We start from the raw sequence: 13,982 nt of genomic DNA, 5'->3' as shown, positions 1-13,982 counted from the left end.
ATAAGAGCCTTTTTATTTTTGCCCTAATTTAAGCTAACAGCTACAAAACTGCAAATTTCGCTAAAGGAAACTGCAATTTTCACTAGGGAAATTTGCAATAACTCACGGTGAAAAAGAAGCTGGCTTTTTGTACTGTAAAGGTACCGCGGAATACAAAGAAGGTGTACCTTTTAGAAATGAGCAGTGTATGAAACCAGCGACGTTTGAAGATGCTGTTATGCTTTATGAAAATATGATTAAAGGGCAACTGAAGAAGCTTTGTATTTATAAAAATCATGAAGAGTATTATCAGTGCGGGCTTATTGGGCTTTGGAGGGCTTATGCTAATTATGATGGGGAAAAAGGGAGTTTTCCATCGTATGCATATATAAATGTGCGTGGTTATTTAATTGAACAGTTAAAGAAAGAGAAACGATTTGAAACTCGTCATACGATGATGGAACAAGATAGCATGGAATATGTGAGTGGAAAGGTTGAAGATAAGAAGGTGTTTTTTGAGTATACAAGCATGTTAAATGAAACGGAGCGTTTTGTAGTTACTTCATATTTTTACAATCGAAATAAAATGGATGAAATTGCCGAAGAACTTGGTATTACGTATCATCAAGTGCGCTGGATTTATAGAAAGGCACTAGAGAAAATGCGGAAGAAGTAGTAAAGTGAAACTTTACTCAGTAGGGGGCTCCATCCCCCACTGATTGTTAGCCCACAAATAGCGGGATAAAAAGGAGGCAAACATATTGCCTCCTTACAATTTATTTTTCCGATCCGTCAAATTCATTTTTGCTAAAAGGTCACCAGTGCGCATATATTGTCTTTTTATTTTATTTAAGCCAACCTTTAGCACATTAAAATCTTTATTATGAAAGTGAATTTTTGTGTCTTTCCCATGAGGATCAAAGCGTGCAACTTGTCCGTAAAAAAGCCAGGAGCAGTCCCAGCGCTCAGGGGATGCTGTTGGAATAGCACAGAGGTAGTTGCGGTGATCGAGTGGAATGGGTACATTGTTTTTAATGTCGTATTTCTTTTGAATGGCCTGTCTTCGCCCTTCGTATGTACTGTAGGTTTGAGTAAGGCAGCTTTCTTTAATGAGTTCAAGTGGTGTTTTCTTTGAATAAAATTGACCATCAGTATCGAAAATTTTTGTTTGATAGACTGAGTGAGCGATAGGTTGTAACATCATCGTTTTAAGTGAAATGGTATAATCACCAAGTGTATGTTTTTCCATATGCATCCCCCTCTTTTAATAATTATATTACGCATTTGATTATACACGTGAAATATAAATAGAATTTGAATTATTTGTAAAAAAACGTAAATTTTTGCTTTAAATTGGGATTTTGTTAAACGTCCTAGTTTGTCTATTTTATATACTCGTTTCATATGTATAGGCGAAAGGATTCTCTTTTCTTGTTATGGAATATAAGAAAAAAGGTAGGCGGTGATAATCATGAAGAAAAAGTATATTTTCGGGATTTTATTGATTGTGCTACTCGTGTATTTAGCAAATAGCAACCCGAGTAAAAGTGCATATACAAGCTGGGCAGCAAAGCAATTTATGAAACGAAATGACGTAAGTCAAAAGCTAACGGAAATTGAGAAGGAAGATAAAGGGGGACTATTTGGTGAGTTAGCGAAATTTGGTCAAAATGTTGCGAAGAAATATGTGGAACCACAAGTTGATACACTTATTGATCACTATACAGAGCGAAGTGATTATATTTTCTTCTCGACGTATACGACTGAATTCTCAATAGGAAAAGATACATATAAATATGTATCGGTTGGTATTGCAGACCACTTTATTCCGGTTGATATGCCAGAGAAGAAAAAGGAGTAACCGAGGCGGTTACTCCTTTTTCCTTATGCTTGAATCATAATATCAGAGACGTTGCGCTCAACAAGGCGCGCTTCTTTTTTACGAGCTTGTACACCAAGTGTTGTAAAGATACCTGATGCAAGAATGGTGTTCATCGCAGCGTTGACTGTTTGTTCATTCACTGGTGTAACAGGATTATCGAGCGAAAAATTTGTTGTTTTGCCGTCGTCTTTCAAAAAGATTAGCTCCAATGTTTTCATTTGTTATCTCCTCCTTTTATCCCGCTATTTGCGGGCAGTAAGACTCCCACCTCAAAACTTGAGGAAAGCGAAGAAGTTTAGGTGGGAGATTAACAGCCCGTAAAACCCCCACTGAGTGAAGTTTCACTTTATTATTGGTTAGATACGTCTGCTGTGCTAATAAGCTGAACAGCATGTAATGGGAAGTTTTGTAGCGAAGCAAGTGCAAGTGCAACTTCATGTACTTTCTCAGCGTCAGCATCAGGCTTAATGTTTTTAAACTGTTTATTTTTCATGATGTCTTTTCCGTTCTCATCTTTTCCGCCGTTTAAAACGAGACGTAAATTCATGTCGGATACGATTGTTTGAACCGCCATGTCTCTCACCTCCTTTCGCTTTATATATAAGTTGCGCTACATAAATTTGGCGTGAAATTTTTATTTTTTTTTGATACCCTTAAACAAGGAAGTGAGGAGAAGCTATGAATCGAAAATGGCTATTTTGGATTCCTGTTTTCATATGGATGGGAATTATTTTTTATTCTTCAGCGCAGCCATACGGCAAGCAAGATATGCGCTCTGGGATCGAAGATTATATCAATACAGAATTTGTGGAGAAAAATTTCTCAGGAGTATCGATTGATTACGGCGGAGGTACACCTGTTAGTATTGAAAATAAAGGAGTCGGCGGTTTTGTTGAATTCTTTATTCGAAAAGGTGCACATTTTGGTGTGTTCTTTATTCTTGGCGTGCTTATGTATACAGCACTTATTCAATCAGAAGTACAAAGAAAAAGAGCGTTTTGGCTCGCACTCGTCCTCGTCGCAGCATATGCAGGGTTTGATGAGATTCATCAAGGATTTACTGGAGACAGAACACCAATGTGGCAAGATTCTGTATTAGATACATGCGGTGGTTTAACAGGTATTTTCATCGCTAGCTTGTTTTGGAAGCGAAAAAAAGCGAATTCGTAATGGTTACGAATTCGCTTTTTTGTGTAAGTATGTGGATTCAGCTACTTTTTGATTTATCCGGTCAAAATGGGGTAGAAATCAGCCACTTTTTGATTTATTCGGCCAAAACGGAGCGGAATCCAGCCACTTTTTGATTTATCCGGTCAAAACGGGGTAGAAATCAGCCACTCTTTGATTTATTCAGTCAAACAAGCCTTAAACGCCAAGCAATTCTTTCAGTTCATCTGTAGATAGCTCAGTAATCCAGTTATCACTTGTAATGATCGCGTTGTTTAGTGACTGTTTTCGTTCTAACATTTCATCGATTTTTTCTTCAAGTGTTCCGGTTGTAATAAGCTTGTGCACATGAACGAAGCGCTTTTGTCCGATGCGGTAAGCTCGGTCTGTCGCTTGGTTTTCGACAGCAGGGTTCCACCAGCGGTCGTAATGGATAACATGGTTCGCTGCTGTTAAGTTAAGACCTGTTCCACCAGCTTTTAAAGAAAGCAAGAAGACGCCATACGTACCGTTTTGGAACTGCTCAATCATTTTGTCACGATCTTTCTTTGGTACGCTACCATTTAAGAATAGAACGCGTTCTCCAAAGTGTTCTTCTAGAACATTCTTTAATAAGTTGCCCATACCGATATACTGCGTGAAAATTAAGCAGCTTTCATTTTGGTCACGTATGTTTTCAATCAGTTCTACTAACGTTTCCATTTTTAATGAGCGCTCGACGACATCTTTTGGGTTTTCTTCTTTTAAGTATAAAGATGGATGATTACAAATTTGTTTTAATTTGTTCAACATCATTAAAATGAATCCGCGTCTTTCAATTCCTGCTAAGCCCTCTACTTGCGCTAATGTATCTTGAACAAGTTGTTCGTAAAGGGAAGCTTGTTCAGCGGTTAATGGGCAATATGCTTTTTGTTCCTGCTTATCAGGTAAGTTAAGTGCCACGTTTTGATCTTTCTTCGTGCGGCGCAGTAAGAACGGACCAATAAGCCGCTGTACTTGCTGTATTTTCGTCTCATCACGGTCTTTTTCAATTGGTGACACGAAGCGGCGCTGAAACTGCGGCAAGCTTCCTAAGTAGCCGTGATTTAAAAAGTCAAAAATAGACCATAATTCCGCTAAGCGGTTTTCCATCGGTGTTCCGGTTAGAGCAATCTTATGATTTGCTCGTAAGTTTCGCACAGCACGGGACTGCTTCGTGTGCGGATTCTTAATATTTTGTGCTTCATCTAAAATGATGGCATCAAAGCAGTTGCTACTTAGTTCCTCTTCGTCAAGCTGCGTAAGGGCATAAGATGTTAATACAACATCAGCATCTTGCAGAAATTGTGTGAAATCTTCACCCTTTGGACGATTGCTTCCGTAATAAAGCTTTACGTTCATATGCGGTGCAAACCGCTCGAACTCTTTTTGCCAGTTTCCAAGTACAGATGTTGGTGCAATAATAAGTGCTGGACCAGTCTTTAAATCGTGTTCTTTTGTATAAAGTAAGTATGTAATTGTCTGGATACTTTTTCCGAGGCCCATATCATCGGCTAACAACGCACCAAACCCAAGCTTTCTTAAATAAAGGAGCCATTCGACACCTTGCTTTTGATAAGGACGCAATGTTGCTTGTAAGGACGCGGGAATTTCAATTTCTGGAATGTCCCCAAGTTTTACGAGTCGTTCAAAGAGCTTGTCATAATAGTCGTCTAGTTCAATTTCAATCTCTGAGAACGGATCGTCATCTTCGGTAACTTCTACTTCAGTTGTTTTTAGTAAGTGCTGCTGAACGACATCTTTCATTTCAAGGCCATATTTGTCTGCTTTTTTCATTAATTTCTTTACTTCTTCAATGAAGGCAGGATCGAGGCGCATCCATTCGCCATTTATATTGATAAGTCTTCGGTTTTGTTCAATGAGTTCTAGAAATTCAGCCTCTGATAAATCAATTCCATTAGTAGAAATGCGCCAGTTGAAATTAACGAGTGTATTCATACCGAAGAACGATTCGCTTTTCTTCGTATCATGCTGCACAAGTGCACGTAATTTCGGCTTTGTTGCTTTCACGTTTTGCCACCAAGACGGCAGGAGGATGTCAACGCCAGCAGCTAGCAACTCATGACTTGCTTCTGTTAAAAATCTCCATGCTTCTTGTTCATATAGCTCTGTTCGAAACTGCTCATCTTCCATTAACCATGGTACAAGATTACCAAATCCTTCTTGTGCTTCTGTAATACGTTCATCGTGAGGTTGCCAGCGCTTAGGTAACGAGTTGATATCTGTATAGACGTATACGCGCTGCGTTCCTCGCTTCGCCGTAACAATTGTTTCAAGCTTCCACGCTTCAAAGTCCTCTTTTGGCTCTTGTAAGCGAAGTCCAACTACAAATGGGAGATCGTCTTCGATAAATCCGATTTTACGAAGCCAATCTTCTTCGTGAATCGCTGTTTGTAGTTGTTTTTTCGTAAAGTCGTAATGTTCATAGAGCCGCTTTACTTCGTCCCATGCATCGCCCGAGCGTGTATCGCGGCGAACTGTTTCGTTTACAGCGGCTGAAAAGAGCTGCTGCACTCTGTCATCTACAACATTTGTCGCCTTGATTTTCCAAGATGGTGCTTTTTCCCAACTTTCCATATCAGGAAGAAAATCGCCGGTCATATAGGCACTCCACATTTCAGTTGCGATGTGTGAAGACTCCGTAATGCTTTCGCTTAGCTGCAGGAGCATGAATGAATTCGCTGGTTTTTTTGCAATATATTCTAATGTTTGAACAGGATTCATTATGATACCACTGCGTCCGTCATGCACACCTTCTTGTAAAGCCGTTCCGTAAAAGGAAGAGGCATGCCACGTAAATGCTTGCTGCTTCCAGTTATGCACTGATAAAGGCAACCCAGTATCGTCTTCTGCCCAAAGAAACCAATTGTTGTTTATACGTTCAAGCCGGAGGATGATTTCAGTTGGTATTATCATCAATTAATTTTCCTTTCCGCATTTCTTCTTGTAATGCTCGTAATCGTGAGTGAGAAGAGGCAATCATTCCTATATATGTTTGCCATTCATCTGTACGTTTCAACTTTTTATACAATGTACGCAATTTCTTTAAGTAACGAACAGCACGGCGATATGATTTTCTATTTTTTTCTTCAATTGTATTTACGACAGCGATATGATAAAGCGGAAGGGCGGCTTCGGGAGCTGCTTTTTCCACTTCCTTGAGCGGTTCTTTTAAATATTCAATCGCATCAAATCCGTAGAATAAATGAAGTTCTGTCCACGTATGATATTGCTGTTTTGCAAGAATGTATTGCTCATAATCATCGAAGCTGTATGGTAATAGTTCTTGTAAAATCATTTCATATCCAGCTTGCTCATTTGTTTGTGTTGCGTATGTTTCATAGGTGCTAACAAACATATGGACAATTTCTCGTATAAAGTAAGGCTCATCTGTTTCTTTCATCGTTTCTTTTACTTGGTTGTACGTAAATGATATCCACCTTTTTGCACGATCCCACTGCATAGAATGTAGTAAATCTTCAATCCAGTGGAAGTAAAGGTGTACAAGCTTTGGTGTTTGGTTGGATAACATATCAATTGCATCGTCATCTTGCTTTTGTAGGAAAAGCAGATGGGTATATGCTAAAGCTTTTAAAACAGGTTGCATCTTTTCATCAATACGTTCTTTCTCTTCCTTTATAAAAGTTTCTTCAAATAGAAGCTCACTCCATGCGTAATGGTAAAGGAAGAAGCGTTCTGGAATATAAGATGTTGTTGCGAAGAAAATAGAATGAATGGCGCGAGCAATTTCTTGCAATGCTGGCTTTAACTTCGCAGGGATTGATTCTGTTCGTAAATCACGAATAAGACCGTCTATTTTATCAACAAAGAGGCGAACAATTTGCACTGGCTGATGATAAGAATATCCTCCCTTTTCTTCAAATTCTTCGATTTCTTGTAGTAACTTTTCAAAGGAAAAAAGAGCTGCGTGTAATTTGAATAGTTCATGTACAGTTACAACGCGAGGTGCTTTTCGTTCTATGCGTGTATAAAACTCTGAAAAGATATTCATAAGAAAGTACATTTGTTTATACGATAATTTTGTTTGTTCTGCCTTGTAGGAAGTGTATTCCTTTTCAAAATAAGTAAGCCAGCTTCCATAATCCGTTTCTTCAAATAATGTTGTTTGTAGTACTTGGCGCGCTGTACGGATAGGAGGGAGGGCAGGCTTATTTTTCTTTTTAAATAATGTCAGTACATCGCCTACTTTTCCGAAGCTTGCCGCTGCAGATAGTAAAACAGCTAACATATGTTCACACTGCGTTGCAGAAAAACAGTCACAGTAACTGTCACTTGGCTTTTGAATGAGAATGTTTACGCTATAAATGGTTCCATCAGCTTCGGCAGTCCCAGAGAGCGTATAGCCATCAAAGTCCACGTTATACACAAGGCCGCTTCTATATAGACTAAGTGCATTTGCGACGTGTTCTTTATCAGCTTCTTGATTGGGACTAAGCCCTTCTACAAATGTATGGGCTAGCTCCATAATTTCATCTTTCGTAATCGAATGTTGAAGCATAAGATTCCTCCGTACAAAAAATTTCGTTCTTCTACATTATAAACAAATTTGCAGTAAAAATAGAAAAAATCAAATCGAAAACAACTCATCATTTGAAAATTATGCTAAAATATATTTTTTATGGAAATGTTATTTTTTTTATTTTGGGAGGGATTAAAATGTCGGATTTACAAACAAAATTAGGCAACGGAATGAACAAGTTGCAAGAAGGTATTGAGCAAGGGAAAATAAAATTGCAAACGGCCCAAGAAATTGCACAACTAAAAAAGGAGATAAATAGTCAGCTGCAACAAAAGGCAGAAATTTTGCTGGAGCTTGGACAGCGTACGTATGTGCAGTTGCGCAATGGAAGTTTGCGAGAAGAAGAGTTGAAACAGCTGATTGTACCAGTACAAAATATCGATATTTCTATATATAATGCTTATGATAATATTGCTAATCTACAACAAGAACAACATAAAAAAGGTACATGTACTTGTGGGGGTACATTAGCAGCTACTGATAAGTTCTGTGGACAATGTGGTCAAAAAAATACAATGCTTGTAGAGCAGCGAAAAGTAGAAACAGTATCATGCTTATCATGTGAAGTAAGTATTGCGAAAGAATCAATGTTCTGTCCTGCTTGTGGGATGAAACAAAGTAAGGAGTGATGAGTATGTATTGCAAAATTTGTGGAACAGAACAATTAGAATCTGCAAATTATTGTTCTCATGATGGAGTAATGATGAATTCTTTCGGAAATACAGTTACACTTCAGCAAGCGGACACTACATACTGCCGCACATGTGGTAGTCAAAATGAAGTGAAAGACTCATACTGCATGAAGTGCGGGGAACCTACATTAAAAGTCGTTGCAAAAACACGTACCGTTGAAAGAACGATTCAAATAGAGGGGATTTCAACAGTTGATCAAAAAGGAGTTTTGCAGCGTGGTGTGTTTGGTGGTGCTCTTGTTAGTTTAGCAATGTTATTTGTAGCTTGGATTGGTAAGCTTGTACTAGGTAATGCCATACAAGGAACATTAGGTGAAATCTTTGGGGATTCAGATTTTTCATATGTCATGAACGGGTTGCTATCAGATTCCTTTGGTGGAATATCGAATAGTATTTTAAATTATCATTTGCTTAGTATAACGGTAGAAAGTACAGGGGGCAAACTCTTGTTAGATATACCATTCTTTATTCTAATATGTATTCCTATTCTTACTATTAGTGGAGTTGGAATGTGGCTGCAAAAAAAATATCAAATGTCATCTGTAGTAGAAAAAGGGATGACAGCATGTATGACTGGTCTTATTTATGGTTTATTTTTAATGATTGTAAGTTTTATAGCAGCTAATGAAATTACAATGGATAATCTGTTAGAAAATACTCTAGTGGTGAACATAGGGTATTCATCGGTAGCTAGTTTAATAGCTGGTGTGATTTATGGAACGTTATTTAGTTTTATCGGAATGTTACTATATGCAGGGCGTACAAATCGAGCGGCTTATATCGAGAAATTGCTTCCGTATGGTTCTTCTATGTATTACGGCTTTATGAGTGCAATAGTGGGACTAATGATTTCAAGTGTCGTGTTTGTAGGAGCCTTCATGAATATATTACCAGACTACACAAGCTCAAACGATGATGAGACATTTATGATTGCTACACAAATAGCACCAAAAGCATGGGGTGCAGCTCACTTTTCCCCGTTGCGAATTGAAAGTGAAGTGTTAGGAGAAGAGTTCCGGGGAGAATTTAATGAATCACTGGGCGAGCTTTCAAGCGAGGAGCTTTTCTTAGATTTTTCTTATGTGGGTGGGGTATCGATTAGTGGTACTTCTATGAAGGATTTATTTGTAGCAGAAGGGGCGAGTGTGACTGATATACAAGAAACGGAAGTATTGAATGGCAAGCTTCACCGTGGTTTGTTATTAACACTCATTCCTATTGCATTACTGTTTTTAGCTGGCAGAAAATTAGCGCGTAATCATTTACAAAAGATGTACATGACATTATCGGTGTTGAGTGGCACATATGCAATAACAGCAGTTACGATCAATTTTATATCAAGCATTACAATCAATGGGAAAACAGAGGGGATGTTAGCTCAATTTATTCAAATAGATGGCACGTTACTTTCTGTACAAAACCATCCGATGTATTTGTTATTATTTAGCTTTGTCATTGCGTATGCAGCTTCGTTTGCTGGTATGAAGCTAGTAAAGAAGTAAGGAGGAATATTTATGAAGTTTTGTAAAGAATGCGGTACCACTTTAGACATATCGTTACAATTTTGTTCAAATTGTGGGAAGAAAATAGATAATGCAAAAGAAAACGTAGTTCAACAAGAAAATATTGTAACAGAAGAAAAGCAGAAAAAATCAAAATGGAAGAGTAGTTTTGCTATTAGCGTTGCGGTAATAGTAGCGCTTCTGTTTGGTGCTTACCAATTTGGTGCGTATCAATTTTCAAAAGAAAAACAAGTGAAATCATTTATCCAAGCTGTAGAGAAACAAGATACAAAAGCGTTAGTGTCAATGATGCAAGCGAGTGACACACGAGTAAAAATAACAGAAGGTGATGTGAAGTCATATTTACGTTATATGAAAGAAAATCCATCATACTATGATGGGTTCATATCGTATTTAAATACACAAACGGTTGATGGGTTAGTTGTGAAAAAGGAAGATAGCTTTCCAGATGCTCAAGTTGTAGAGAAAGGGAAGAAGTGGATGTTGTATCCGGTGTATAAATTACAAGTGCAAGCGTACTATATGGACGTTCAAACAAATGCAAAAGATACAACGATTTATGTGAATGATAAAGAGATAGGGAAAATTAAGAATGCAGATTTTGCAAAAGAAGTTGGTCCATACTTCCCTGGCATTCATCGTGTGAAGGCTGTTGCAAAATCTGATCTCACGACATTAGAAAGTGAAAAAGAGGTTGAATTAGCAGGTAAGCAAGATGGAAAAGTAGAAGTTGAACTACCGCTTGAAGGACATTATGTAATCATTGAGTCAGATCAGGATGATGCAACAATCTACGTTAACGGAGAGAAGCGTGGCAAACTAGATGATGGTAGCTATGAACTTGGACCTGTTTCAACTGATGAAACTGTTGAAGTGCATTTAGAGAAGAAATTTAGCTGGGGTGTATCAGCGACCGAAAGCGTAAAAATCGGTACGGACAGCAGTTATTATCTTGAATTTCCTACACAAGTAAGTGAAACTGAAGTTGGAGAATTTGTTCATAACCATATTCGAGAAAATGTTCGTGCAATTAACTTAAATGATTTTAGTTTAATTGAAGATCATTATAATAGAAGTGGGAAAGGGTACGAAACAGATCGCGAATACTTAAAGTATCTATTTAAAAAAGGGATTACAGAAGAGCTATTACAATTTGAAGTACGTGATGTAAAGCGGACGAGTACATCCGAGTATACTGTGAAAACGTATGAAGAGTATTATATTCATTATGGTGATGGTTCTACTAAATTTAAGAGTTTTCATAATGAACATTTCGTAACAGTAACAAAAGAAGGAAAGATTTTGTATCACTCTTTAGGTAAGAATGAAACATTGAAAACAGAAAATATTTCAGGCCCAACTGGGGAATAAGAAGAAAAGCCGATCTCTATTTCATGAGATCGGCTTTTGTTGTAATACCATTTGTACATAAGGGTCTTGTAAAATACTTTCAATAAGCGGATTTGTTTCATTTTTGTAATGATGTCCTGTATCAATTGGAAAAGGCTTTTGTGCTCCAGGCTTTACGCCATATTTTATAATTTTATATTGCATATCATTACGATGTTTTAAGATGATTAATTTATAACGTGCGTCATCTTGCTCTACCGCGAAATCAATTGCAACGGCATCATATGTAATATCATCTTTATAAATGTATGCTTTTGGTGTACCAATCCAGTTGACAGGCTTATTTATATTCATATGTTATAGCACCTTCTTTTTGTATCATAGTAAAAAAGAGTAGAGGAAACCCTCTACTCTTAATATTTATTTCAGTAATCTTCCATCTTTCGCGAAAGAGTAGGAGATATTGTTAATAACTATCTTTCCTGTTGTCATCGTACCATCTTTCTTTAAATAGTACCAGTTATGACCATCTTGTAACCAGCCGATATGCATTTGTCCAGCTATAAGATAGTACCATTTCCCATTGTCGTAAAGCCAACCGTTATGTGTGATACCATCGTTACCGAAATAGTACCATGTTTGATCAATGAAGTGCCATCCAAATGCACGTGAACCGTCTTGGTAATGATAAGCACCGTAGATAGATTCACCTATCCATCCAGTATGCATTTTCGCATTTTCACCAAAGTAGTATACTTTACCAACATCGTTTAAAAGTCCATAATGGAGTGTTCCATCTTGATTGATGTAATACCAAGCACTATCTTGATATACCCAGCCAGGAGTTGTAACGAGAGCACCATCGTGTTTTAGTAAGTAACCGTTATTTCCATCATCAATAGCACCAGTTTGCATTTGTCCTTCGTTATTTAAGAAATACCAGATGCCATTATCATATACCCAACCAGTTTGTATCTTTCCATCTTTATAAAAATACCAATAGTTGTTCTCTTTTATCCAGCCTGATTTTTGAATTGTTTGTTCTGCTTTTGCAGTATTATTGTGTATGTAATCATTTGCTTCTGCATGAGAAGTGATAGGAGCTATTAACATAGTAGACATTAAAACTGACAAAATAACTTTTTTCATATTCATACAACCTCCAAATGATAGGTTTTAATTGTAATTTCATCTTCTTAACTTCATTATATTACCAGACTGTGTAATAGGCAATACATTTTTGTAACATAAATGAAATATTTTTTATATTCTTGTCACTTTAATTGTTTTTCTGTCTAATTTTGAGGAGAGGTATATGTTTTGCTCGAATTATTAGGAAATGACTCTTTTTGTTTTTTTGGTAGCAAAATTTGTGCTACAGAAAAGAAGAGTCAGTTTCTCTACATGTTTAAAATGTAGAGTCAGTAAAAACTAAAAAAACAGCTCTCACAATGAGAGCTGTTTTTTCGTTTTTTACAACAATAGCAGTTTTTTAGTCTAATATTTTCACAGTTACTGTTTTACGGCCCCACTGCTTTGCAGCCTCACTAGAACCTAGTAAAACGTCGATACGGTTACCTTTAATTGCACCGCCAGTGTCACCAGCGATTGCTTCTCCGTATCCTTCAACCCATACTTTTGAACCAAGTGGGATAACGTTTGGATCAACTGCAATAACTTTCATATTTGGGTTTGCAGTTAAGTCATGACCCATTGCAGTTAATACGCGGCCATTATATGTGCCACCGTTTTCGCTTGGGTCAGCTGTATAAGCTGTTGCGACAACTTGTAGTTCACGGCCACTGCTTGGAGCAGGGGCTGCTTGAGCTGGCTGTTCAGCAGGCTTTGTTGCTTGCTGAGCAGCTGGTTGTGCAGCTGAAGCTTCTTGCTTTTCAGGTGCTTGCTTCACTTCTTGTTTCTCGATAACAGGAGCTTCACCTGTTAAGTAAGGAACATGAACATAAGCAGTTTGCCCTTCGTATTCGAATTGTAACCATTCGTTTTCTACTTGGTGAGTTGTTTCGATCGCTTGATCTTTCGTTAACTTACCAAGAATTTCTGAATCAGTGTTTGCGTCAGCACGAACGTTTAACACGCCAGCTGTTACATAGTACACATCCTTTGTAAATTCAGAACTTACGAATGCTTCTTTACCGTTTAATTGGACTTGTAGCCATCCGTCTACTGTATCTGTAACTTCTAATTTATAGCCTTCTAATACTTTTCCTACAATTTGTGAGTCAGTAGTTGGGTTTTCGCGTACGTTCAGTACATCTGTCGTTACGATTGTTTCTGCTTGTGCAGAGGAAGTGAAAATCCCAAGACCAAAAACTGCTGCTGTTGCTATACTAAATAACTTTTTCATGAATAGCCTCCATTGCTTTTGTTTTCGTGTCCTCATTATAGCAACTGTTTTTCCAGTGATTTTCGAAAACACACAATTACAAACCATTCGTAACGAGTCATTAATACTTTGTAATATAAAAAAACAAGACAAAAAAACGTTTTCTTTCCGCTTCATTCAGAAGATGAGTGGATTTTACTGTATTTTTTCGTACGCATACTTTTTTTCGGTAGAGTTAATAATATTTCTGTAGTATTACATACTGTTTACGATAAGGTTGCATTCCTTGAGTCTGACAAGCATTTATGCCTAAAATGATTATATAAATATAAATAATTTGTTTTGTTTTTCACAAACTAACGTCTAATTCCTAAAAAAAACCTGCTGAATTGTTACAAAAAGAGGCAGCTAAAATAATGAAAAAAGAGTATTTCGTTTCAATTTGTACAATTAATACTTTATATTT

General features: G+C 37.3%; 14 protein-coding genes. 6 read left to right on the top strand and 8 right to left on the bottom strand.

What is annotated here, in order from left to right; genetic code table 11:
• Positions 1–187 precede the first annotated feature (187 nt).
• Complete coding sequence (locus BAMA_RS01075) at positions 188–655, top strand: sigma-70 family RNA polymerase sigma factor (protein WP_034635602.1); 468 nt, start codon at positions 188–190, stop codon at positions 653–655.
• A 93-nt stretch (positions 656–748) separates the two neighbouring features.
• Here the strand turns inward: BAMA_RS01075 and BAMA_RS01070 are convergent, their stop codons facing one another.
• Positions 749–1,228 carry a competence protein ComK gene (locus BAMA_RS01070; RefSeq protein WP_034635271.1) on the bottom strand — a complete coding sequence of 160 codons (480 nt, stop codon included), beginning with the start codon at positions 1,226–1,228 and terminating at the stop codon, positions 749–751.
• A 222-nt stretch (positions 1,229–1,450) separates the two neighbouring features.
• On the opposite strand from BAMA_RS01070, the gene BAMA_RS01065 reads away from it, so the two are divergent.
• Positions 1,451–1,840, top strand: coding sequence for a DUF4359 domain-containing protein (locus tag BAMA_RS01065; protein ID WP_034635268.1), 390 nt, complete (start codon positions 1,451–1,453; stop codon positions 1,838–1,840).
• Positions 1,841–1,863: 23 nt separating this feature from the next.
• Here the strand turns inward: BAMA_RS01065 and BAMA_RS01060 are convergent, their stop codons facing one another.
• Positions 1,864–2,079 carry a DUF2922 domain-containing protein gene (locus tag BAMA_RS01060; protein ID WP_034635266.1) on the bottom strand — a complete coding sequence of 72 codons (216 nt, stop codon included), beginning with the start codon at positions 2,077–2,079 and terminating at the stop codon, positions 1,864–1,866.
• Between the two features lie 131 nt (positions 2,080–2,210).
• Positions 2,211–2,435: a DUF1659 domain-containing protein gene (locus BAMA_RS01055; protein ID WP_034635263.1), complete on the bottom strand. Its 225-nt coding sequence runs from the start codon at positions 2,433–2,435 to the stop codon at positions 2,211–2,213.
• A gap of 104 nt (positions 2,436–2,539) precedes the next feature.
• Here BAMA_RS01055 and BAMA_RS01050 point away from each other — a divergent pair, with 104 nt between their 5' ends.
• The gene (locus BAMA_RS01050; protein ID WP_034635260.1) at positions 2,540–3,031 is read left to right on the top strand and encodes a VanZ family protein; all 492 of its coding nucleotides are present in this window, start codon (positions 2,540–2,542) and stop codon (positions 3,029–3,031) included.
• A gap of 195 nt (positions 3,032–3,226) precedes the next feature.
• Here the strand turns inward: BAMA_RS01050 and BAMA_RS01045 are convergent, their stop codons facing one another.
• Together BAMA_RS01045 and BAMA_RS01040 are read right to left on the bottom strand one after the other, a co-directional pair.
• Positions 3,227–5,983: a DEAD/DEAH box helicase gene (locus BAMA_RS01045; RefSeq protein ID WP_034635258.1), complete on the bottom strand. Its 2,757-nt coding sequence runs from the start codon at positions 5,981–5,983 to the stop codon at positions 3,227–3,229.
• On the bottom strand, positions 5,967–7,586 hold the full coding sequence (locus tag BAMA_RS01040) for an SWIM zinc finger family protein (protein ID WP_034635255.1): 1,620 nt from the start codon (positions 7,584–7,586) through the stop codon (positions 5,967–5,969). The genes BAMA_RS01045 and BAMA_RS01040 overlap by 17 nt, the downstream gene beginning before the upstream one ends.
• A gap of 158 nt (positions 7,587–7,744) precedes the next feature.
• Between BAMA_RS01040 and BAMA_RS01035 the strand changes: the two genes are divergently transcribed.
• The 3 genes from BAMA_RS01035 to BAMA_RS01025 are packed head-to-tail and all read left to right on the top strand — an operon-like array spanning position 7,745 to position 11,193.
• A complete protein-coding gene (locus BAMA_RS01035) occupies positions 7,745–8,236 on the top strand; it encodes a zinc ribbon domain-containing protein (protein ID WP_034635254.1) in 492 nt (163 codons plus the stop codon).
• A 5-nt stretch (positions 8,237–8,241) separates the two neighbouring features.
• Positions 8,242–9,801 (top strand): zinc ribbon domain-containing protein, encoded by a 1,560-nt coding sequence (locus BAMA_RS01030; protein ID WP_034635252.1) that lies wholly within the window; start codon positions 8,242–8,244, stop codon positions 9,799–9,801.
• Between the two features lie 12 nt (positions 9,802–9,813).
• A complete protein-coding gene (locus BAMA_RS01025) occupies positions 9,814–11,193 on the top strand; it encodes a zinc ribbon domain-containing protein (RefSeq protein ID WP_034635246.1) in 1,380 nt (459 codons plus the stop codon).
• A 21-nt stretch (positions 11,194–11,214) separates the two neighbouring features.
• Here BAMA_RS01025 and BAMA_RS01020 read toward each other — a convergent pair whose 3' ends face one another.
• From BAMA_RS01020 to BAMA_RS01010, 3 genes are all read right to left on the bottom strand, one after another.
• Positions 11,215–11,526, bottom strand: coding sequence for a DUF3910 family protein (locus BAMA_RS01020; protein WP_034635237.1), 312 nt, complete (start codon positions 11,524–11,526; stop codon positions 11,215–11,217).
• A 66-nt stretch (positions 11,527–11,592) separates the two neighbouring features.
• The gene (locus BAMA_RS01015) at positions 11,593–12,321 is read right to left on the bottom strand and encodes an N-acetylmuramoyl-L-alanine amidase family protein (RefSeq protein ID WP_034635601.1); all 729 of its coding nucleotides are present in this window, start codon (positions 12,319–12,321) and stop codon (positions 11,593–11,595) included.
• 343 nt (positions 12,322–12,664) lie between these two features.
• Positions 12,665–13,537 carry a 3D domain-containing protein gene (locus tag BAMA_RS01010; protein WP_034635235.1) on the bottom strand — a complete coding sequence of 291 codons (873 nt, stop codon included), beginning with the start codon at positions 13,535–13,537 and terminating at the stop codon, positions 12,665–12,667.
• Positions 13,538–13,982 lie beyond the last annotated feature (445 nt).

Source organism: Bacillus manliponensis, assembly GCF_000712595.1.
GTDB lineage: Bacteria > Bacillota > Bacilli > Bacillales > Bacillaceae_G > Bacillus_A > Bacillus_A manliponensis.
This window is presented reverse-complemented; position numbering and strand designations above follow the sequence as displayed.